The following is a 20,872-nucleotide window of genomic DNA, read 5'->3' as shown; positions in this document are numbered from 1 at the left end:
GATCAGCACACTCCACCGTGGTCCCCACATGCGGCACACTGGACGTTTGGCCGTTCCCGGCCGTCCCCGCAGCAGAAAGGGCCGACGCGCGTGACCGGACCCCTCATCGTCCAGAGCGACAAGACACTGCTCCTGGAAGTCGACCACGACCAGGCCGATGCCTGCCGTCGTGCGATCGCGCCCTTCGCCGAGCTGGAGCGCGCACCCGAGCACATCCACACCTACCGGCTGACCCCGCTCGGGCTGTGGAACGCGCGAGCCGCCGGGCACGACGCCGAGCAGGTCGTCGACGCGCTCGTGCAGTACTCGCGCTATCCCGTACCGCACGCGCTGCTCGTCGACATCGCCGAGACGATGGCCCGGTACGGCCGCCTCACCCTGTCCAAGGATCCGGTGCACGGTCTCGTGCTCACCTCCACCGACCGGCCCGTGCTGGAGGAGATCCTCCGCTCGAAGAAGGTCCAGCCGCTGGTCGGGGCGCGGATCGACCCGGACACCGTGGCCGTGCACCCGTCCGAGCGCGGACAGATCAAGCAGACGCTGCTGAAGCTGGGCTGGCCCGCCGAGGACCTCGCGGGATACGTCGACGGCGAGGCGCACCCGATCGACCTGGCCGAGGACGGCTGGGCGCTGCGGCCATACCAGAAGCAGGCCGTCGAGGGGTTCTGGCACGGCGGCTCGGGTGTCGTCGTACTGCCCTGTGGTGCGGGGAAGACGCTGGTCGGGGCGGGTGCGATGGCTCAGGCCAGGGCGACGACGCTGATCCTGGTGACGAACACCGTCTCGGCCCGGCAGTGGAAGCACGAGCTGGTGAAGCGGACCTCGCTGACCGAGGACGAGATCGGCGAGTACAGCGGTACGCGCAAGGAGATCCGGCCGGTCACCATCGCGACCTACCAGGTGCTGACGACCCGCCGTAAGGGCGTCTACCCGCACCTGGAGCTGTTCGACTCCCGTGACTGGGGTCTGGTGATCTACGACGAGGTGCATCTGCTGCCCGCGCCCGTCTTCAAGTTCACCGCCGACCTGCAGGCCCGGCGGCGCCTCGGCCTCACCGCGACGCTGGTGCGTGAGGACGGCCGCGAGTCGGACGTCTTCTCGCTGATCGGGCCCAAGCGGTTCGACGCGCCGTGGAAGGAGATCGAGGCGCAGGGCTACATCGCGCCCGCCGACTGTGTCGAGGTGCGGGTCAATCTGACGGACTCGGAGCGGCTCGCGTACGCGACCGCGGAGACCGAGGAGAAGTACCGGTTCTGCGCGACGACCGCGACGAAGCGGAAGGTGACGGAGGCGCTGGTGCGCAAGCACCGGGGTGAGCAGACCCTCGTCATCGGGCAGTACATCGACCAGCTCGACGAGCTGGGTGAACATCTGAACGCCCCGGTGATCAAGGGCGAGACGAGCAACGCCCAGCGCGAGAAGCTCTTCGACGCGTTCCGGGAGGGCGAGCTCAGCGTCCTCGTGGTGTCGAAGGTCGCGAACTTCTCCATCGACCTGCCGGAGGCGACCGTCGCCATCCAGGTGTCGGGGACGTTCGGTTCGCGCCAGGAGGAGGCGCAGCGGCTCGGCCGGGTGCTGCGGCCGAAGGCGGACGGGCACGAGGCGCGGTTCTACTCGGTGGTCGCCCGCGACACGATCGACCAGGACTTCGCGGCGCACCGCCAGCGGTTCCTGGCCGAGCAGGGGTACGCGTACCGGATCGTGGACGCGGACGAGCTGCTGACCGGCAACTGAGGCCGGTGGCCGGTCCGCGTACGCGGACCGGCTGCGTCTTGACGGGGTCAGCCGCCGAGCGTCAGGAGCAGGACCAGGCCGCCCACCGCCGTCAGGCCGGGCAGCACGGCGATCGCCGCTGCCCACCGGCGGGCGGTGGTCCAGCGGGGACGCCACGGCAGCGCCCAGGCGGTGATCAGGGCGAGGGGCGTGATGAACGGGGCCGCGTACAGCCCGTAGGCCATGAGGCTCAGCGGAACCGTGATGTCCGAGGAGCAGTTGTCCGGGCCGCAGCTGTCGGCCGCCATCACCGCGAAGCCGATGGCGAACATGCCGAGGCTATGCCGTCCCCTACGGGGTGGACCCGGCGGCGGACCGGCGCCGAAGCGGCCTCAAATCCGTTCGACCCGGATGAGCACGGTCGATACAATCGCCGGTCTGCCCGCCTCCCGCACCGTGGTACCGGCCATCGCCGGCAGCCGGGGGAGCGCCGCCGACCGGACGGAAACCGGCCGACAGCCGTACGCACCACCTGTGTGCGTACCCCGTGATCGATCCCCGAGCGGACCGCATCGCCCCGAGCAGTGCCCCGGGGCGAGGTGCGGTCCGCCGTCCTGCGTTGAAAAGCCGGAGGCAACACCGTGCCCGCACACGTACACGAAAGCGACACCACCACCGATCCCCTGGCCCTTGAGCGCGCCCACCTCGCCGCGTCCCGCTCCGCGTTGCGCGCCATGCGCGAGGACGCCCAGGCCCTCGACATCCGCGACGTCACCGCGAACTGGGTCAACGCGGCCGTTCTGCAGGCCCAGATCGACGAGCGGATCAAGTCCCTCGCCGATTTCGCCCACACCCCGCTCTTCTTCGGGCGCCTCGACTATCTGCACACGGTCGGTGCCGAGCAGGCCGAGGGTGCCGAGGGAGAGGAGTTCTACATCGGGCGCCGCCACGTCCACGACGCCGACGGCGATCCGATGGTCGTCGACTGGCGTGCGCCCGTATCGCAGCCGTTCTACCGGGCCTCCAGGAAGGACCCGCAGGACGTCGGCCGGCGCCGCCGCTTCGGCTACACCGGCGGTGAGCTGACCGCGTACGAGGACGAGCACCTCACCGACCCCGCCGAGGCCGCGCAGACCAGCAAGCTCCTCCAGGCGGAGATCGAGCGGCCGCGCGTGGGTCCGATGCGTGACATCGTCGCGACGATCCAGCCCGAGCAGGACGAGATCGTCCGCAGCGGCCTCGGCGGGACGGTCTGCGTGCAGGGCGGGCCCGGCACCGGCAAGACGGCCGTCGGCCTGCACCGGGTCGCGTATCTGCTGTACGCGCACCGGGAGCGGCTCGCCCGTACGGGCACGCTGGTCATCGGCCCGAACCGGTCCTTCCTCCACTACATCGAGCAGGTGCTCCCGGCCCTCGGCGAGCTGGAGGTGAAGCAGGCGACCGTCGACGATCTGGTGACGGCGGGCATCGAGGTGCGCGGCACGGACTCTGCGGCCGCCGCCGTCGTCAAGGGCGACGCCAGGATGGCTGAGGTGTTGCGGCGGGCGATCCGTTCGCATGTGACGCTGCCGACGGAGCCGGTGATGGTGGTGCGCGGCTCGCGGCGGTGGCGGGTGCCGGCGTACGAGCTGGAGGAGATCGTCACCGAACTCCTGGCCCGGGACATGCGGTACGGGGCCGCCCACGAGGCGCTTCCGCAGCGGATCGCGCACTCCGTCCTGGTGCGGATGGAGGAGGCGGGCGAGGCGCCCGACGACCGGGTGCAGAACGCGGTGGCCCGCACCCCCGCCGTGAAGGCGGCCGTGAAGGCGATCTGGCCGGCCGTCGAACCGGCCAAGCTGGTGCTTCGGCTGTTGTCGGATGCGGAGTTCCTGGCCGCGCACGCGGCGGGGCTGCTCACCGAGGACGAGCAGAAGACGATCCTGTGGACCAGGCCGGCCCGCAGCGTGAAGTCCGCGAAGTGGTCGGCGGCGGACGCGGTGCTGATCGACGAGGCGAGCGATCTGGTGGCGCGTACGCCTTCGCTCGGCCATGTCGTGCTCGACGAGGCGCAGGACCTGTCCCCCATGCAGTACCGGGCGGTGGGCCGCCGCTGCACGACCGGTTCGGCGACGGTCCTCGGCGACCTCGCGCAGGGCACGACGCCGTGGTCGACGGAGAGCTGGACGCAGGCGCTGCACCATCTGGGCAAGCCGGACGCGCTGGTGGAGGAGCTGACGGCGGGTTTCCGTGTGCCGCGCGAGGTGATCGCGTACGCGTCCCGGCTGCTGCCGGTGATCTCGCCGGGCCTCGCGGCGGTGGAGTCGGTGCGTGAGTCGCCGGGTTCGCTGGAGGTACGGGAGGTGGCCGGTCCGGCGGAGCTGGACGCGGCGGTGCTGGCGGCGTGCGAGGAGTCGCTGCGGCACGAGGGGTCGATCGGCCTGATCGCGGCGGACGCGCGGATTCCGGCGCTGGCGGACGCGCTGGCCGCGGCGGGGCACGCGTATCTCTCCCCCGGTGAGGAGACGACCGCCGAGTCCCGCCTGACTCTGGTCCCGGCGTCGCTGGCGAAGGGCTTGGAGTACGACTACGTGGTGCTGGACGAGCCGGCCGCGGTGGTGGACGGCGAGCCCGACGAGCGCACGGGGCTGCGGCGGCTGTACGTGGCGCTGACGCGTGCGGTGTCGGGGCTGACGGTGGTCCACGCGGCGGAGCTGCCGGGCGAGCTGGCGAAACCCAGCCCCTCCGGCGCTTGAGGCGCGGGCGCAAAACGCAGCCCCGCCGGCGTCCGAAGCGCAGGCGCAAACCAGGCCCCTCCGGCGTCCGAGGCGCGGGCGCAAAACCCAGCCCCTCCGGCGTCCGAGGCGCGGGCGCAAAACCCAGCCCCTCCGGCGTCCGAGGCGCGGGCGCAAAACCCAGCCTCGCCGGCGTTTGAGGCGCGGGGGTCCGGGGGCAGAGACCCCGGTTACGGGGAGGAGCGGGCAGGGGAACAGCCCCGCCGCAGGCGACCCGCCCCTCCCCGCCCCTCCCCGCTACGCGTCGAGCACCGTGCGCCACTCCCGTACCGCTGCCGCGTCCACCGGTCCCGACCAGCCGTGCGGGCGGGCCGCGCCGCCGATGTGTACCGCGTCGATGCCCGCGTCCAGCAGCTCCGGCAGGTGGTCCAGGCGGAGGCCGCCACCCACCAGGATCCGGGGCTCGTAGCCGGGCTCGCCCGTGCGGGCCGCTTCGACGAGCAGCGTCGGGATGCCCTCGTCGACACCCTTGGGCGAACCCGCGGTGAGGTACGTGTCCAGGCCCGGCATGTCCGCCAGCTGCCTGCGCAGGGCGTCCCGGTCCGCGGCCCGGTCGATCGCGCGGTGGAAGGTCCAGCGGCAGCCGTCCAGCTCGGCGACGAGCCGTTCGACGGCGACCAGGTCCGGGTGGCCCTCGGCGTCCAGGAAGCCCATGACGAACTCCTCGGCGCCCTCCGCCCGCAGCTCGCGCGCCCTGGCGACGAGTTCGTCGATGTCGCCCGCGGCGAAGCCGTCCTCCAGCCTGAGCATCACGCGCAGTGGAATGTCCACCGCCGCCCGGATCTCCGCGAAGGTCGCGCGGGACGGGGTCAGGCCGTCCGCCGCCATGTCGGTGACCAGCTCAAGCCGGTCCGCACCACCCGCCTGGGCAGCGACCGCGTCCTCCGCGTCGAGAGCGATCACCTCCAGGAGTCCACGGTTGCTCATGGGATCCCAATCCTCCAGGAAACGGCAATAGGTCTAGTCCAATGACCAGCCTACGGGGCGGCAGGCCGGCGGCGCAGCCTCCATGTGACGTGAAGATACGTGAGGCCAGGCGCACTTCCGGTGAACGGGCGCCGGGCGGACGCACGCACTCCGGATCCCGACCCGATATCCACCCTTGCATTTTATAGGGGTGGGGGGTATACCTGACTCCGGAAGCCATACCCCCCAGGGGTATAACTCAGCGCCAGGGAGGACACCGTGTCCGCGCAAACCGCCATAACCGGCACCGGTACCGGCACCACCGCAGAGGTCGAGCTCGCGATCGGCGGCATGACCTGCGCCTCCTGCGCGGCCCGTATCGAGAAGAAGCTCAACCGGATGGACGGCGTCGAGGCCACCGTCAATTACGCCACCGAGAAGGTCAAGGTCAGCTACCGGGGCGAGGACGTCTCCGTACAGGACCTGATCACCACCGTCGAGAAGACCGGCTACACCGCGCACGAGCCCGCGCCTCCGGCAACCGTCGAGGGCGAAGGCCCCGAGGCCGCGGAGGCCGACGAGCTGCGGCCCCTGCGGCAGCGGCTGTTCACCGCCGTGGTGCTCGCCGTGCCGGTGATCGCGATGTCGATGGTCCCGGCGCTCCAGTTCGACTACTGGCAGTGGCTCTCGCTGACCCTGACGGCCCCCGTCGTCACGTACGCCGCGTGGCCCTTCCACCGCGCCGCCTGGACCAACGCCAGGCACGGCGCGGCGACGATGGACACGCTGATCTCGGTCGGCACCTCGGCCGCGTTCCTGTGGTCGCTGTGGGCGCTGTTCTTCGGCACCGCCGGGATGACCGGCATGACTCACCCCTTCGAGCTGACCATCGGGCGGAGCGACGGCGCGGGGAACATCTATCTGGAGACGGCTGCCGCAGTCACCGCCTTCATCCTCGCCGGGCGCTTCTTCGAGGCCCGTTCCAAGCGGAAGGCGGGCGCCGCCCTCAAGGCGCTCCTGGAGCTCGGGGCCAAGGAGGTGACCGTGCTGCGCGACGGCCGTGAGGTGATCGTGCCGACCGCCGAGCTCCAGGTCGGGGACCGGTTCCTGGTCCGCCCCGGCGAGAAGATCGCCACCGACGGCACCGTCGTGGAGGGCGCGTCGGCCGTGGACGCCTCCATGCTCACCGGCGAGTCCGTCCCCGTGGAGGTCGGCGTCGGTGACTCCGTCACCGGGGCCACGCTCAACGCGGGCGGCCGGCTCGTAGTCGAGGCGACCCGGATCGGCGCCGACACCCAACTGGCCCGGATGGCGAAGCTCGTCGAGGACGCGCAGAACGGCAAGGCGGCGGCCCAGCGCCTCGCCGACCGGATCTCCGCCGTCTTCGTCCCCGTCGTCATCGCCCTCGCGCTCGGCACGCTCGGCTTCTGGCTCGGCAACGGCGCGGGCCTGAGCGCCGCGTTCACCGCAGCCGTCGCCGTGCTGATCATCGCCTGCCCCTGCGCCCTGGGCCTCGCCACCCCGACCGCCCTCATGGTCGGCACGGGACGCGGCGCCCAGCTCGGCATCCTGATCAAGGGCCCCGAGGTCCTGGAGACCACCCGCCGCGTCGACACGATCGTCCTCGACAAGACCGGCACGGTCACCACCGGCCGGATGACCCTGCTGGACGTACACACCGCGGACGGCACCGACGAGAACGACGTACTGCGCCTCGCGGGCGCCCTGGAACACTCCTCCGAACACCCCATCGCCCGCGCTGTCGCCGCCGGAGCCGCCGAACGCACCGGCGCCGCCCTGCCCACCCCCGAGGACTTCACCAACGTCACGGGCCTCGGCGTCCAGGGAATCGTCGAAGGCCACGCCGTCCTCGTCGGCCGTGAGCAGCTGCTCGCCGAGTGGGAGATCCACCTGCCGGTGGAGCTGGCCCGGCACAAGGCCGCGGCGGAGGCCGCCGGACGGACGGCCATCGCGGTCGCCTGGGACGGCGAGGCGCGGGCGGTCCTCGCCGTCGCCGACGCGGTGAAGGACACCAGCGCGGAGGCCATCGAGCGGCTGCGGGCCCTCGGCCTGACCCCGATCCTGCTGACCGGCGACAACCGGGCGGTGGCCGAGGCGGTCGCGGCCGAGGTCGGGATCGAGAAGGTGTACGCGGAGGTCATGCCGGAGGACAAGGTCGACGTCGTCAAGGGCCTCCAGGCCGAGGGCCGTTCGGTCGCCATGGTCGGTGACGGGGTCAACGACGCGGCCGCCCTCGCCCAGGCCGACCTGGGCCTGGCGATGGGCACGGGCACGGACGCCGCGATCGAGGCCGGTGACCTGACGCTGGTCCGCGGCGATCTGCGGGCCGCGGCGGACGCCATCCGGTTGTCGCGCAGGACCCTCGGAACCATCCGTACGAACCTGTTCTGGGCCTTCGCCTACAACGTGGCCGCCCTCCCGCTCGCAGCGGCCGGACTGCTGAACCCGATGATCGCGGGCGCGGCGATGGCGTTCTCGTCGGTCTTCGTCGTCGGCAACTCGCTGCGGCTGCGGAAGTTCAAGGCGGCGTAGGACCGGTTCCCGGCCCGCCCGCACGAACCGCACCCGGGTTCCCGGCACCGCCCGTGCCGCACCCGCGCGTGCGGTTTCGCGCGCGACACCGACGACCGGGCGGGCCCCGGTCGTCGGACGGTCATCGAGTCCGTCCGCTGTCGCACGGGCGCCAGGCGGCCTGCGCGGCCGACCGCAGGCATGTCGCGGAGCCCCGGATGCCGGGAGAATTCCCGGGCCGGTGCCGTGCGGGGCACTAGGGTCGTCCCATGACCGACAGCTCGCGCGAAAGCAGTGCCCCGGGGGCCGCCGCTCTCCGTGACCGCTGGCTGGAGGCGCTCGTCGGCGCCCGGGGCGGGACGTCCGGTCCCGATCCGGCGCCCTACGCCGACAACCTCCTGGTCCGCTGGTCCGAGCCGCAGCGGCGGTACCACACCACCGCGCACCTGACCGCGGTGCTCGATCACATCGACACGCTCGCCGGGTACGCGGCCGACGCGGATGCCGTACGTCTCGCCGCCTGGTTCCACGATGCGGTCTACCGGCCCGACCGGTCCGAGAACGAGGAACGCAGTGCCGCCCTCGCCGAGCGTGCCCTGCCGGAGGCCGGAGTGCCGGACGGTGTCACGGCCGAGGTCGCCCGGCTCGTCCGGCTCACCATCACCCACGACCCGGCGGAGGGCGACACCAACGGCGAGGTGCTGTGCGACGCGGATCTGGCGATCCTGGCGGCGTCCCCGAGGGAGTACGCGGCGTACACGGCGCAGGTGCGCGAGGAGTACGGCTTCGTGCCCGACGACGCGTTCCGGGAGGGGCGGGCGACGGTGCTGCGTCAGTTGCTCGGGCTGCCCCGGCTGTTCCGTACGCCGCACGGGGCCGAGCGGTGGGAGCCGCGGGCGCGGCAGAACCTGTTGACCGAGTGGGAGCTGCTGAGCCGCTGACCTGTGGCAGCGGGGAATGCGAGGGCCGTGATCGCTGTTGGCAGCTGTCGTGCCCGATTCTGCCGCTCGCCGCCCTCGCATGCCCCTTGCCGTCTCCATCCTGGGTCTCTCCGTCTTCGCTCTCGGTACGAGCGAGTTCATGCTCTCCGGACTGTTGCCGCCCATCGCCGACGACATGAACGTGTCGATCCCCCGTGCCGGACTTCTCATATCCGCCTTCGCGATCGGCATGGTGATCGGCGCCCCGCTGCTCGCCGTGGCCACGCTCCGGCTGCCGCGCCGCACCACACTGATCGCCCTGATCTCCGTCTTCGGCCTCGGTCAGGTCGCGGGTGCGCTGGCCCCGACGTACGAGGTGCTCTTCGCTTCCCGTGTCGTGAGCGCCTTCGCCTGCGCCGGGTTCTGGGCGGTGGGGGCGGCGGTCGCCATCGCGATGGTGCCGGTGAACGCGCGGGCCCGTGCGATGGCCGTGATGATCGGCGGTCTGTCGATCGCCAATGTGCTGGGCGTGCCGCTGGGTGCGTTCCTCGGTGAGAACCTCGGCTGGCGGTCGGCGTTCTGGGCCGTGGGCGCGGCGTCCGCCGTGGCACTGGTCGGGGTGACGACGCTGATTCCGCGCATTCCGCTGCCGGAGCAGAAGCCGCGGCTCAAGCAGGAGATGAGCATCTACCGGGACCGGCAGGTGTGGCTGTCGATCGTGATCACGGCACTCGCCGCGGGCGGTGTCTTCTGTGCGTTCAGCTATCTGGCCCCGCTGCTGACGGATGTTGCCGGTCTGGACTCGGGCTGGGTGCCGACGGTGCTCGCGCTGTTCGGGATCGGTGCGCTGGTCGGTACGACGATCGGCGGCCGGGTCGCGGACGCGCATCTCTTCGGGGTGCTGATGAGCGGTATCGCGGCCTCGACGGTCTTCCTGGTCGCGCTGGCGCTGTTCGCGTCGAACCAGGTCGCGGTGGTCGGGCTCTCGTTCCTGCTGGGCCTGTCGTCGTTCTACACGGCCCCGGCACTGAACGCCCGGATGTTCAATGTCGCGGGCGCCGCCCCGACGCTGGCCGGCGCGACGACGACGGCCGCGTTCAACCTGGGCAACACGGGCGGCCCCTGGCTGGGCGGCACGGTGATCGACGCGGACTTCGGTTTCGCGGCGACCGCGTGGGCGGGAGCGGCGATGACGGTGCTGGCGTTGGTGGCCGTGGTGTTCTCACTGCGGCTGCAGGGCAGGGACAGGTCGCGACGGGTGACGGGGTCGCCCGCCACGGTGTCGTCGGGGGCGTCCGTGCAGGAGGAGTCGTCCGTGCGGGAGGGGTGTGCCTGACAGAGGAGGCGCCTCTGACGGAGGGGACTCCTCCGACGGAGGCGTGCGCGAACACGGGCACCTCCGCCGGCTGACACCGCGCGGCCCCGTCCGTGACCGCCCGGCCCCGGCCGTCAGCTCCCGGGGGCCGGACGCCCCTTGGGCCGCCGCAGCCCCGCCTCTGTGATCCGTCGGACGAGTTCCTTCGAGCCGATCTGCCGCGCCCCGGCCCGTACCGCGTCCTCGTACCGCGATTCCGGTACGTCGTAGTGGTCCCGCTCGAACGCGCGGGGCGGGCAGCCGACGGAAGCCGCGAAGGCGTGCAGCTCGTCGAAGGACACATCGCTGACCAGATGCGACCAGAACCGCCCGTGCCCCGGCCAGTCCGGCGGGTCGATGTAGACCGTCACCGCCGCAGTATCCCGCTCAGCGCACCGACCGGCGCGACGGCCACGGCGGCCTTGGTGCAGACCCAGTGCGGGTCCGGGCCCAGTTCCGGTTCGACGTCCAGGGCGTGCGGGTCGCCCGCGTCGCAGACCGGGCAGAGCGGCCAGCGCCCGTACCGTTCGAGCAACGCGTCCTGCACGTCCTGCGCGACGAGACCGACGACGAACGAGACACCGTCGGGCCATTGTTCGACCCACCAGCGCCGGTGGGTCACCGCGTCCTCGACCAGTGAGACGATCCCGGCCTCGGCGACGTCACCGGCGGCGAGATCGGCCATGACCAGCGCGCGGGCCGTGTGCAACGCCTGTTCCAGGGGATTCATCTCCATGGGCCCATTGTCACCCGCCCACGAACCCGCCTCTCGCGCCCGCCCCCGCCCTTTCCGCGCTGTCAGAGGGAGGGACCAAAAGGGGGTTGACGGACAACGGGGTTGAAAATATCTTTCAAATGTGACCAATGATCTGAAGGAAAGTTTCAGCGCTGATTCCCCGCCCGCCCCGGCGGCTCTCGCGGCCAAGGTGCGCACGCTCGCGCCGTCCATGACCCGCTCCATGCAGCGCGTCGCCGAGGCCGTCGCCGGTGACCCCGCGGGCTGCGCCGCCCTCACGGTCACCGGTCTCGCCGAGCTCACCGGCACGAGCGAGGCGACCGTGGTCCGCACGGCCCGCCTCCTCGGCTATCCCGGCTACCGCGATCTGCGCCTCGCCCTCGCCGGGCTCGCCGCGCACCAGCAGTCAGGCCGGGCTCCGTCCGTCACCGCGGACATAGCGGTCGACGACCCGATCGCCGATGTGGTCGCCAAGCTGGCCTACGACGAGCAGCAGACCCTCGCCGACACGGCCGCCGGGCTCGACACCGTCCAGCTCGGTGCAGCGGTGGCCGCCGCCGCCACCGCCCGGCGCATCGACATCTACGGCGTGGGCGCCTCCTCCCTCGTCGGCCAGGACCTGGCGCAGAAGCTGGCCCGGATCGGCCTGATCGCGCACTCCCACACGGACCCGCACCTCGCGGTGACCAACGCCGTGCAGCTCCGCTCCGGCGATGTCGCCATCGCGATCACGCACTCCGGCTCCACCGTCGACGTCATCGAGCCGCTGCGGGTCGCCTTCGACCGCGGTGCGACGACGATCGCGATCACCGGCCGCCCCGACGGTCCCGTGACGCAGTACGCCGACCACGTGCTGACCACGTCCACCGCCCGGGAGAGCGAGCTGCGGCCCGCCGCCATGTCGAGCCGTACGAGCCAACTGCTCGTCGTCGACTGTCTGTTCATAGGCGTGGCGCAGCGCACGTACGAAACGGCCGCCCCGGCGCTCGCCGCCTCCTACGAGGCGCTGGCCCACCGCCACACCCCACGCCCCCGCTGATCCCGCCCCGAACACCGAAAGCCACAACCCCCGCACCCGCAGAGCCGTACGTGTACGCGACCGAGAAAGCAGAGCCGCTCTCCATGACCTCCACCCCCGACGCCGACACCACCACCCCCGACGGATACGGGGAACTGCGCGCCCAGCTCGAAACGCTCACCACCGAGGCTTTCCGGCCCGACCTCGCCGAGATCGACCGCCTGGACACCCTTGAGATAGCCCGGATCATGAACGGCGAGGACCGGTCCGTCCCGGCCGCGGTCGGTGCCCGGCTGCCCGAGATCGCCGCCGCGATCGACGGCACCGCGGAGCGCATGGCCCGCGGCGGCCGGCTGATCTACGCGGGTGCGGGCACCGCGGGCCGGCTCGGCGTGCTGGACGCCAGCGAGTGCCCGCCCACCTTCAACACCGATCCCGCCGAGGTCGTCGGCCTGATCGCGGGCGGCCCGTCCGCGATGGTCAAGGCCGTCGAGGGCGCCGAGGACAGCAAGGAGCTGGCCGCCGCCGACCTCGACGCGCTGGGCCTCACCGCGGACGACACCGTGGTCGGCATCTCCGCCTCCGGCCGAACGCCTTACGCGATCGGGGCCGTCGAACACGCCCGTGCCAAGGGCGCGCTGACGATCGGGCTGTCCTGCAACGCGAACTCCGCCCTGGGCGCCGCGGCCGAGCACGGCATCGAGGTCGTCGTCGGCCCGGAGCTGCTCACCGGCTCCACCCGGCTCAAGGCGGGCACGGCCCAGAAGCTCGTCCTCAACATGCTCTCGACGATCACGATGATCCGGCTCGGCAAGACGTACGGGAACCTGATGGTCGACGTCCGCGCCTCCAACGAGAAGCTGCGCGCCCGCTCCCGCCGGATCGTCGCGCTCGCCACCGAGGCGTCCGACGAGGAGATCGAGGCCGCCCTCGCCGCGACCGACGGCGAGGTGAAGAACGCCATCCTCACCATCCTCGGCCAGGTCGACGGCCCCACCGCCGCCACCCTGCTGACCGCGTCCGGCGGCCACCTACGCGCCGCCCTCGCCACCGCCCCCCGCACCACCTGACCCTCCGGCTCCACCCCGTACCCCCCGCACTTCAGCACGGGCCTGCAGCCCGGACCTCCCGGCGAGGGAACCGGCCGGGGTCCGACCCCGAAGTGGGCGGCACCCGGCCATCGGGTACCGCCCACTTCCATGCCTGCTCAGACCGGGAACTCCGCCGTGAGGAGCGTCGTACCGAACGGCTCCGGCAGCGTGAGCGGCTTCCCGAACGGCACCGGGTCGGAGCGCTTGTACGTCCCGTCCTCGTTCGGCTCTCCGCGACCGGGCGGCGCCGGTCCGTCCGCACATACTGCTCCGCCCCGGCCACGCCCCAATGGTGTCGCACGCCACCCGAACAGAACCTGAACGCACTGGGGTCCCCGGTGCGGACCGGGTAATACTGGCCAGGTGACCGCTGCACGGATTCTCGTCGTCGAGGACGACCACGGCCTGCGCGATGTCCTGGCCCGTGGCCTGCGCGACGAGGACTTCGACGTCGTGACCGCCGTCGACGGCGCCACCGCGCTGAAGACCGTCGACGAGTCGGTGCACGCGGTCGTGCTCGACGTGGGGCTGCCCGACTCCGACGGGCGCGACGTGTGCCAGGCGATGCGCGGGGCGGGGGTCACCGTCCCGGTGATCTTCCTGACCGCCCACGGCAATCTCACCGACCGGCTCTCCGGTTTCGCCTCGGGCGGCGACGACTACCTGGTGAAGCCGTTCCACCTCAGCGAGCTCGCGGCCCGCGTCCGCGCGGTCCTCAACCGCACCGGGCACCACGAGAGCGCCCTCGCCGACAGCGCGGGCGCGATGCGGCTGAACCCGATGAAGCACGAGCTGACGGTCCACGGCCGGCCCGTGGCCCTGACGCCGACCGAATTCCGTCTGCTGGCGTGCCTGATGTCCGGCCCCGGCAGCGTGGTGCGCCGCCGGGCCCTGCTGCGGGCGGGCTGGCCGGAGGGGGCGCAGGTCAGCGACAACACCCTGGACCAGTACCTGACCCGGCTGCGCCGCAAGCTCCGCGAGGCGGACAGCCCGCAGACCATCGGCACCGTCCGCGGCATCGGCTACCGCTTCGGCTGATGAACCGCTACTTCACCCCCCGCACTCTTCGCGGCCGACTCGCCCTGATGGCCCTCGCCGCCAGTGCGCTGTGGGTCGGCGTCCTGACCATCGTCTTCAACATCGCCCTCGACAACCGGCTCCACGGACAGGCCGACGACGTCCTGCGCACCCGCGCCGAGGCCGTGGCGGCGACGGTGGACGTGCGCCCGGACGGCCGGCTCGTCGTGCGGGAGCCGACCGAGGACCGGGCCCTGGACGTAGGGGTGTGGATCTTCCGGGGCGGCACGGTGGTCGAGAAGCCTCCCAGCGCACCCGCCGGCCTGGAGACCCGGGCGGCCCGGCTCGCGGGAGGGCGCGAGACGTTCGCCGACACCGAGGGCCCCGGGGCGTGGCGGCTGTACGCGTTTCCCATCGACACCCCCGCCCGGCCGGGGCACCCGCCCACGCAGGCCGGCACCGTCGTCAGCTCCGTGAGTCTCGACCCGTACCGCAGCACGGCGGACACCGCCCTGGTCGGTTCGATCGCACTGGCCGTGCTCCTGCTCGCCACCATCTATCTGCTGACCCGCCTCGTCGTACGACGGGCCCTGCGCCCCGTGACGTCGATGAGCGAGCAGGCCAACCGGTGGAGCGCCGCGGGCGCCCCCGAACGGTTCGGTGCTGAGGACCGGCCCGCCGAACTCGCCGCCTTCGCGACCAGCCTGGACGCCCTGCTGGACCGGCTGGCCGCCGTCCTGCGCCACGAGCAGCAGCAGGCCGCCGAGCTCTCCCACGAACTGCGCACCCCGCTCGCCCGCATCGCCGCCGAAACCGAGTGGCTGACCGGACGCCCGCGCTCCGAGCAGGAGCGGGAGACCTCCCTGGAGGCCATCGCGGGCGCCGCCGCGACCATGCAGCAGATCTGCGACTCGCTGCTCTCGGAGGTCCGTACCCGCAACGCGCAGACCCCCGGCCGCTCCCGCTTCGCCGACATCGCGCACCGCCTGGCAGAACGCAACGCGACCCTGTTTCCCGCGGCCCCGCCGGTGACCGTCGCGGCGGACAGCACATCACCGCCCAGCACATCACCACCCGGCACACCGGCGCCCGACATGACCATCGGCGTCTCGCAGGACGTCGCCGAGCGCATCCTGACGCCGCTCCTGGACAACGCCCGCCGCTACGCCGCCCACTCGATCACCCTCACCTGCGCGGCGAGCGCGGGCGAGGTCACGGTGTACGTGTCCGACGACGGCCCCGGAGTACCCGAGGACTTCGTCGCCTCGCTCTTCGAACCCGGCCGCCGTGCCCGCCCCGAGGACGGACACGACGGCGCGGGACTCGGTCTGGCCCTGGCCCGCCGACTGGCCAGGGCCGCGGGCGGCGACATCGCGCTGGACGCCGCGGCCCCCGGCGCACGTTTCGTCGTCACCCTTCCCGCGGGCTGACTCCGACGGCACCGGCCTCTTGCGCCACATCGCGCCGGGTCCGGGTCAGGAAGACGACCAGGCCGAGGATGACGACGAGGAACAGAATGCTGGTACCGACCGTGCCCAGCCCCAGCCCGCCGTCCGCCGTGGGCTGCGACAGGTAGTCGCCCAGCGAGGCACCGAGCGGCCTGGTCAGGACGTACGCGATCCAGAACGACCACACCGCGTTGAAGTCCAGCGTGCGGTGCGCGAGCGCCACGGCCGCGATCAGCGCGGCGAACACGACCGCGGAGAGCCAGTACCCCAGGTTCAGCTTCTCCGCCGTGAGGTCGCCCGCGGACGTGCCCAGCGCGAACGTGAACAGGATCGCCAGCCAGTAGAACGCCTCGCGGCGCGTCGTCCGGATCGAGTGGATGGACAGCGTCCGCTCGCTCGCGTACCAGGCGACGAACGTGACGGCGAGCGCCACCGCGAACACCACGGTCGTGGTCTGGAGCGGAACCCCGAGGTTGTCGGTCAGGTTGTCGCTGATCAAAGTGCCGACGACGCTGATCAGGACCACGGACAACCAGTACAGGCCCGGCACGTACGCACGCGCCCGGAACTGGAAGAACAGGGTGACGACCAGGAGCGCGCTCATCAGGTACGAGGTGTTGGTCAGCCCCATGCCCAGGTTGTCGTTGAGCAGGTCGGCGGCGGTCTCGCCCACGGTGGTGCACAGCACCTTGATCACCCAGAAGTAGAGGGTCACCTCCGGGACCTTGTTCAGCATCTGCCGCGCCCGGGAGCGCGTGCCCGGCGCATACGTGTCAGTCGTGTCCGTTGTCATGGAACGGCACGCTGGCAGGGCCTCCCTGAAATTTTCCTGACTGCGCACGGCACCCGACTCGCTTGTCGATCAGCGGCTGAGCAGCTGACTCCCCATCAGCGGGTCCGGGGTTCAAGTCCCCGGCGACGCACGAGCGATCAGGTCGCCGACCCCGGCGCAGGCCCCGGATCCGACTCAGGCGCCGACACCGGGGCCGTCTCCCGCGAGCGCTCCTGACCGGTCGCCCGCCGTCGCGTGCGGTTGGTGTCCCCTGCCGGCGTCCCATGAAGTGCCGACGGCCCGCAGGACCCGCCTGTACCTCATGTGCCCATGGAGATGGTGGACTTGGGGTCGGTGGCGCCCATTGCATATCCAGAAATGCATATGTCCAGGCGAAATAGTAGATCAGCCCAGAAATAGGCTTGATTGGGGCTACTCTCGTCCCCTGCGGGTTGGGTGTACCGCCCGGTTGCTCCGCGAGAGGGGTACACGTGCTTGTCGTTCCAGAAGCCGGTGCGACCGCCGTCGTCCGCGACAGGACAGGAGAGCCGGTCGTGCTGCTCTCCGGCGAACTCCCCACAGCCCTCACCCCCTCCGGCATGAACGAGCTGCTGAACCTGGCCGCCGCCGTGCTCGATGCCGAGGAACTGGCACTCTTCCGCAGCTGCCTCGCGGCACTGCGCTGCGGCGAAAGACTCGAGGAAAGACGCATCGAGGTGAGCGGCGCCATGCTGACCATCTACCGCAACTGACCACGGAACAGCAGTGGGCTCCCGGGAGTTCTCCCGGGAGCCCACGCTCGATTCCAATCGGAGCAAGACCCGGAGCAAGCCGACTCAAGCCGGCTCAGCGGCGGCGATAGCAGTCCCTCGCGTAGTCCCTTCCGTATCCGCTGTAGTCGCGGTAACTCTCGTAGCCGTGGTTCCAGTGCGAACGGTGTGCGCCCCAGTGGTCCGAGCGGTTGCGGCAGTCATCGGTCCAGCGGTTCCCGCGGCGGTCCCAGCCGTTGTGCCCGGGTCGCCGGTGGTCGAAGTCGGCGCACCGGTCGTCGAAGTGGCGGACGCTGTGCACCTGCACCGGCGAATGGGCTGGGGCAGCCATGGCCGTGCCCGTCAGAGGAATGGCGACTGCGGTCACGGCCAGGGCCGCCGTCGCAGCGGCCCGCGCGAATGCTCTCACTACGATTCTCCTTGGTTCGAATTGATTTCCTGCTGGCCCTCCGGACATTACTCGGAGCCCATAGTCGATCCCATCCCACAATCGGGCCGTGGGGGCTTGTCGGCGCATTGCTGATTTCTGCTCCAGATGCACCGAAACCCAGCCCTGAGCTCCTCTTCATGATGTTTCAAGAATTGCGGAGATGATGCCGGGAAACACTCGCCAGGATTACTCGACTGCGGTGTGTTGCTGGCTGGTTGCGGTCTTGGGCGAATGTGCTGAAAGGCTTCGGATGTGCACCGCGTTATGCGTTGAAGAATTCACGTGCTTTGCCGTTCGAAGCGGGGTCTGTCTGCGGTGATCTCCGATTCGAACAGCATTCCGCCCCGTGTTCCGCGTAGTCGGTTCCGTGGTCAGTTGCGGTAGATGGTCAGCATGGCGCCGCTCACCTCGATGCGTCTTTCCTCGAGTCTTTCGCCGCAGCGCAGTGCCGCGAGGCAGCTGCGGAAGAGTGCCAGTTCCTCGGCATCGAGCACGGCGGCGGCCAGGTTCAGCAGCTCGTTCATGCCGGAGGGGGTGAGGGCTGTGGGGAGTTCGCCGGAGAGCAGCACGACCGGCTCTCCTGTCCTGTCGCGGACGACGGCGGTCGCACCGGCTTCTGGAACGACAAGCACGTGTACCCCTCTCGCGGAGCAACCGGGCGGTACACCCGCCTCGAGCGACGAGAGAATAGCCACCGAAGGCCAGGGAGCTACCGGTCGGGATGCGCCGGACTGAGCCGATCGGGTGAGGGCGGACGGGTGCCGGCGTCCACTGCCGCCTCATCCGCAACCCCTCCTACCTGCTGTTTTCGTGGATGCGCCGCGCATCCGGTGACGAGCGCAATGTTGCGAGCTGTTTGTCCGGAGCGGTCCGGCACCCCTAGTGTCCAATCTCGTCAGACAGATTGTCCGGCATGGCTGGACGCGTTCGGGATCGGGCGCGGTCCGTCCATGCCCTACATGCAAAGGACCCCACATGCTTGGCATTCGAGAACTGGACGCCGAGGCGGCCGCGGAACTGCTGCCCGGTCGCGAGGCCCTGGGCCGGCTCCGGTTCAACTTCGCCAGGACCACGAACGTGACGAAGCACATCGCCTACGTCAACGCTCACAACGAGTCGCTCGCGGCCAACGTCTGCTCCCCGGAGGCCATCGCGGCGTCCGAGGCCAACCAGTCCATCAACGTCAGCCAGTAGCGGGCGCTTCTTTCCCAGAAGGGTTTCACCATGAACAACGATCAGCTCAATGCCGAGGCGGCCGCGGAACTGCTGCCCGGTCGCGAGGCCCTGGGCCGGCTCCGGTTCAACTTCGCCAGGACCACGAACGTGACGAAGCACATCGCCTACGCCAACGCCCACAACGAGTCGCTCGCGACCAACGTCTGCTCCCCGGACGCCATCGCGGGATCCGAGGCCAACCAGTCCATCAGCATCAGGCAGTAACAACGCCCGGAAGCGTGCGGGCCGCGTTCTTGGGGGCGCGGCCCGCCCCGGGAGGAAGAGCAGGGCGGTGACCGAAAGCCAAAGGGTTCACCCCGGTCCCGCGGGGGCAGTGGCCTGCGATGCGGACGAAACGTTTCCGTCGTATGAGTACACGGAGATAATGTTTCCCGTTCCGCGACTCGGCGCGGGACTTCAACTCCTCGGCGAGTACAAGGGATCCGGCTCCACGGAGCGCAAGTACCTGGTCCGTCGGGGGGACGGGCAAGTGGTCCAGCTGTCCCAGTTGCTCTACCTGGTGACTGAAGCCATCGACGGTGTACGGACCACCGATACCATTTCGCACCGGGTCAGCGGGCGCTTCGGACGTGAGGTCAGCGCGGACAACATCGCGTACCTCATCGAGCAGAAGCTCGAACCGCTCGGCGTCACCGTCCCCTTCGGCCAGGAGGGCGACCAGGTCCGCGGCCCCACCAACGATCTCCTCCTGGTCCTCAAGGGCCATCGGGTGATATTCCGCGAGCAGCAGGTCGCCCGTATCGCGAAGGCACTCGCCTGGCTGCACCGGCCGCCGGTGGTGGTTCTGGTGCTGCTGGCAGCCCTGTGCATCGACTTCTGGCTCTTCGCCGTTCACGGCGCCATTCAGCCGGTGCTGCAGGTGCTCGAGCAGCCGGTGCTGATGCTGGCCGTCTTCGTGCTGATCGTGGCATCGCTGGTCTTCCACGAGTTCGGCCATGCGTCGGCGTGCAGATACGGTGGCGCGCGTCCCGGATGCATCGGGTGCGGTCTCTTCCTGATCTGGCCGTCGATGTACACCGAAGTCACCGATGTCTACCGCATCGGGCGGGCCGGCCGGCTCCGGACCGACCTGGGCGGGGTCTACTTCAACATCGTGTTCGTGCTGGGCCTCGCCTGCGCGTACTTCCTCACCGGTCAGCCGTTCTTCCTTGCCGCGATCTACCTGGTGCACTTCGAGATCCTCGAACAGCTGCTGCCGGCGGTCCGGTTGGACGGCTACTACATCCTCGGGGACCTCGCCGGAATCCCCGATCTCTTCGGCAAGATCAAGCCCATCCTCCGGAGCATGTGGCCGGGCCGTCCGGTGCCTGCGGAGGTGGCCGCTCTCAAGCGCCCCGCGAGGATCATCGTCACGGTCTGGGTACTGACCATGGTGCCGCTGATCGCCGCTGAGCTCGCTTACATGCTGTGGAACCTCCCGCGCCTGCTCAGCACCAGCCTGCGCTCCCTGACGGAGCAGCTGGGCGGGACCTGGTTCGCCTTCGTCGACGGCGAGATCGCCGCAGGACTCGTCGGCGTCGTCGGAAGCTTCATGCTCGTCTGCCCCCTGGCCGGCGCGGCGTACCTCACCGTGCGCCTGGTGGGACGGCTCGTGAAGGCCGCCGCCCGTGCCACGGAGGGCAACACCTGGCTGCGCATGGCCGTCTGGGGCGGCGTGGTGGCGGGGGCCGGCGCACTCTGCGCGGCATGGCTCGCCGGCATGACCCCCGAGGCGCTGCCGCGGCAGCCACCCATCACCCCCATCATCCAGCCCGGCGTCCCCGCGGCCCGCCCGACGCCGTCGGCACCTGCCGAAGGACGGCCGAGCCCGGCCCCGCCCGACTCGTTCGTTCCCGCCGACTCGCCGTCCGAGGCGCCCGCTCCGGAGCCCAGTCCCGAGGACAGCGTCCCCGGCAAGGCAGCCGGCGCGAGCGGTTCCCCGTCCGCGAGCCCCGCTCCGACCACTCCGAAGCCCATACGGACGAGCCCGACACCGAGGGTCAGCCGCGCCTCGGGATCGCCTTCGGCCGGCGTCAGCTCTTCCCCCGGGCCGTCGAGCCCCACGCCGTCCGGATCCCCCTCGCCCTCGGAGACCCCCTCGGAGACCCCCTCGGAGTCACCGAGCTTCCCGGAGAACTGACACTCGCTTCTCCCCATCGAGAACCCCTGATTCCCC

The 20,872-nt window shown here is 70.9% G+C and carries 20 protein-coding genes and 1 tRNA gene; 14 read left to right on the top strand and 7 right to left on the bottom strand.

What is annotated here, in order from left to right:
* Window positions 1–90: 90 nt before the first annotated feature.
* Complete coding sequence (locus OG936_RS19650; RefSeq protein WP_406496292.1) at window positions 91–1,734, top strand: DNA repair helicase XPB; 1,644 nt, start codon at window positions 91–93, stop codon at window positions 1,732–1,734.
* Between the two features lie 47 nt (window positions 1,735–1,781).
* Here OG936_RS19650 and OG936_RS19645 read toward each other — a convergent pair whose 3' ends face one another.
* On the bottom strand, window positions 1,782–2,045 hold the full coding sequence (locus OG936_RS19645) for a hypothetical protein (RefSeq protein ID WP_406496290.1): 264 nt from the start codon (window positions 2,043–2,045) through the stop codon (window positions 1,782–1,784).
* 309 nt (window positions 2,046–2,354) lie between these two features.
* Between OG936_RS19645 and OG936_RS19640 the strand changes: the two genes are divergently transcribed.
* Window positions 2,355–4,448, top strand: coding sequence for a HelD family protein (locus OG936_RS19640; RefSeq protein ID WP_406496288.1), 2,094 nt, complete (start codon window positions 2,355–2,357; stop codon window positions 4,446–4,448).
* A gap of 276 nt (window positions 4,449–4,724) precedes the next feature.
* Here the strand turns inward: OG936_RS19640 and OG936_RS19635 are convergent, their stop codons facing one another.
* Entirely contained in the window at window positions 4,725–5,414 is a 690-nt protein-coding gene (locus OG936_RS19635) for a copper homeostasis protein CutC (protein WP_406496287.1), read from the bottom strand.
* Window positions 5,415–5,672: 258 nt separating this feature from the next.
* Here OG936_RS19635 and OG936_RS19630 point away from each other — a divergent pair, with 258 nt between their 5' ends.
* From OG936_RS19630 to OG936_RS19620, 3 genes are all read left to right on the top strand, one after another.
* On the top strand, window positions 5,673–7,946 hold the full coding sequence (locus tag OG936_RS19630) for a heavy metal translocating P-type ATPase (protein ID WP_406496285.1): 2,274 nt from the start codon (window positions 5,673–5,675) through the stop codon (window positions 7,944–7,946).
* Between the two features lie 248 nt (window positions 7,947–8,194).
* Window positions 8,195–8,866 (top strand): hypothetical protein, encoded by a 672-nt coding sequence (locus tag OG936_RS19625; protein ID WP_406496284.1) that lies wholly within the window; start codon window positions 8,195–8,197, stop codon window positions 8,864–8,866.
* A 79-nt stretch (window positions 8,867–8,945) separates the two neighbouring features.
* Complete coding sequence (locus tag OG936_RS19620) at window positions 8,946–10,181, top strand: Cmx/CmrA family chloramphenicol efflux MFS transporter (RefSeq protein ID WP_406496282.1); 1,236 nt, start codon at window positions 8,946–8,948, stop codon at window positions 10,179–10,181.
* Between the two features lie 113 nt (window positions 10,182–10,294).
* Here the strand turns inward: OG936_RS19620 and OG936_RS19615 are convergent, their stop codons facing one another.
* Window positions 10,295–10,570, bottom strand: coding sequence for a DUF4031 domain-containing protein (locus OG936_RS19615; RefSeq protein ID WP_383759255.1), 276 nt, complete (start codon window positions 10,568–10,570; stop codon window positions 10,295–10,297).
* Window positions 10,567–10,935, bottom strand: coding sequence for a hypothetical protein (locus OG936_RS19610; protein ID WP_266905889.1), 369 nt, complete (start codon window positions 10,933–10,935; stop codon window positions 10,567–10,569). Before OG936_RS19610 ends, OG936_RS19615 begins: the two co-directional genes overlap by 4 nt.
* A 121-nt stretch (window positions 10,936–11,056) precedes the next feature.
* Here OG936_RS19610 and OG936_RS19605 point away from each other — a divergent pair, with 121 nt between their 5' ends.
* The 4 genes from OG936_RS19605 to OG936_RS19590 all read left to right on the top strand — a co-directional run bounded on the left by OG936_RS19605 (window position 11,057) and on the right by OG936_RS19590 (window position 15,491).
* Complete coding sequence (locus OG936_RS19605; RefSeq protein ID WP_114245853.1) at window positions 11,057–11,974, top strand: MurR/RpiR family transcriptional regulator; 918 nt, start codon at window positions 11,057–11,059, stop codon at window positions 11,972–11,974.
* An 83-nt stretch (window positions 11,975–12,057) separates the two neighbouring features.
* The gene (murQ, locus tag OG936_RS19600) at window positions 12,058–13,023 is read left to right on the top strand and encodes an N-acetylmuramic acid 6-phosphate etherase (RefSeq protein WP_406496280.1); all 966 of its coding nucleotides are present in this window, start codon (window positions 12,058–12,060) and stop codon (window positions 13,021–13,023) included.
* A 384-nt stretch (window positions 13,024–13,407) separates the two neighbouring features.
* The gene (locus tag OG936_RS19595; RefSeq protein WP_266747682.1) at window positions 13,408–14,082 is read left to right on the top strand and encodes a response regulator transcription factor; all 675 of its coding nucleotides are present in this window, start codon (window positions 13,408–13,410) and stop codon (window positions 14,080–14,082) included.
* Window positions 14,082–15,491 (top strand): ATP-binding protein, encoded by a 1,410-nt coding sequence (locus tag OG936_RS19590; protein ID WP_406496279.1) that lies wholly within the window; start codon window positions 14,082–14,084, stop codon window positions 15,489–15,491. The genes OG936_RS19595 and OG936_RS19590 overlap by 1 nt, the downstream gene beginning before the upstream one ends.
* Here the strand turns inward: OG936_RS19590 and OG936_RS19585 are convergent.
* On the bottom strand, window positions 15,472–16,302 hold the full coding sequence (locus OG936_RS19585; protein WP_406496278.1) for a hypothetical protein: 831 nt from the start codon (window positions 16,300–16,302) through the stop codon (window positions 15,472–15,474). The two genes, OG936_RS19590 and OG936_RS19585, sit on opposite strands and share 20 nt — an antisense overlap.
* A gap of 57 nt (window positions 16,303–16,359) precedes the next feature.
* Between OG936_RS19585 and OG936_RS19580 the strand changes: the two genes are divergently transcribed.
* Together OG936_RS19580 and OG936_RS19575 are read left to right on the top strand one after the other, a co-directional pair.
* Window positions 16,360–16,429: transfer RNA gene (locus OG936_RS19580), tRNA-Gly, on the top strand.
* 343 nt (window positions 16,430–16,772) lie between these two features.
* Window positions 16,773–17,033 carry a hypothetical protein gene (locus OG936_RS19575; RefSeq protein ID WP_383759246.1) on the top strand — a complete coding sequence of 87 codons (261 nt, stop codon included), beginning with the start codon at window positions 16,773–16,775 and terminating at the stop codon, window positions 17,031–17,033.
* Window positions 17,034–17,127: 94 nt separating this feature from the next.
* Here OG936_RS19575 and OG936_RS19570 read toward each other — a convergent pair whose 3' ends face one another.
* Window positions 17,128–17,460, bottom strand: coding sequence for a hypothetical protein (locus OG936_RS19570; RefSeq protein WP_406496276.1), 333 nt, complete (start codon window positions 17,458–17,460; stop codon window positions 17,128–17,130).
* Between the two features lie 392 nt (window positions 17,461–17,852).
* Entirely contained in the window at window positions 17,853–18,113 is a 261-nt protein-coding gene (locus OG936_RS19565; RefSeq protein WP_383759246.1) for a hypothetical protein, read from the bottom strand.
* Between the two features lie 343 nt (window positions 18,114–18,456).
* Between OG936_RS19565 and OG936_RS19560 the strand changes: the two genes are divergently transcribed.
* From OG936_RS19560 to OG936_RS19550, 3 genes are all read left to right on the top strand, one after another.
* Window positions 18,457–18,675: a hypothetical protein gene (locus OG936_RS19560; RefSeq protein ID WP_406496274.1), complete on the top strand. Its 219-nt coding sequence runs from the start codon at window positions 18,457–18,459 to the stop codon at window positions 18,673–18,675.
* Window positions 18,676–18,705: 30 nt separating this feature from the next.
* Window positions 18,706–18,921 (top strand): hypothetical protein, encoded by a 216-nt coding sequence (locus tag OG936_RS19555; protein ID WP_406496273.1) that lies wholly within the window; start codon window positions 18,706–18,708, stop codon window positions 18,919–18,921.
* A 67-nt stretch (window positions 18,922–18,988) separates the two neighbouring features.
* Window positions 18,989–20,836, top strand: coding sequence for a hypothetical protein (locus OG936_RS19550; RefSeq protein WP_406496272.1), 1,848 nt, complete (start codon window positions 18,989–18,991; stop codon window positions 20,834–20,836).
* Window positions 20,837–20,872: the final 36 nt, after the last annotated feature.

The organism is Streptomyces sp. NBC_00846, assembly GCF_045207325.1.
Lineage (GTDB): Bacteria > Actinomycetota > Actinomycetes > Streptomycetales > Streptomycetaceae > Streptomyces.
This window is presented reverse-complemented; position numbering and strand designations above follow the sequence as displayed.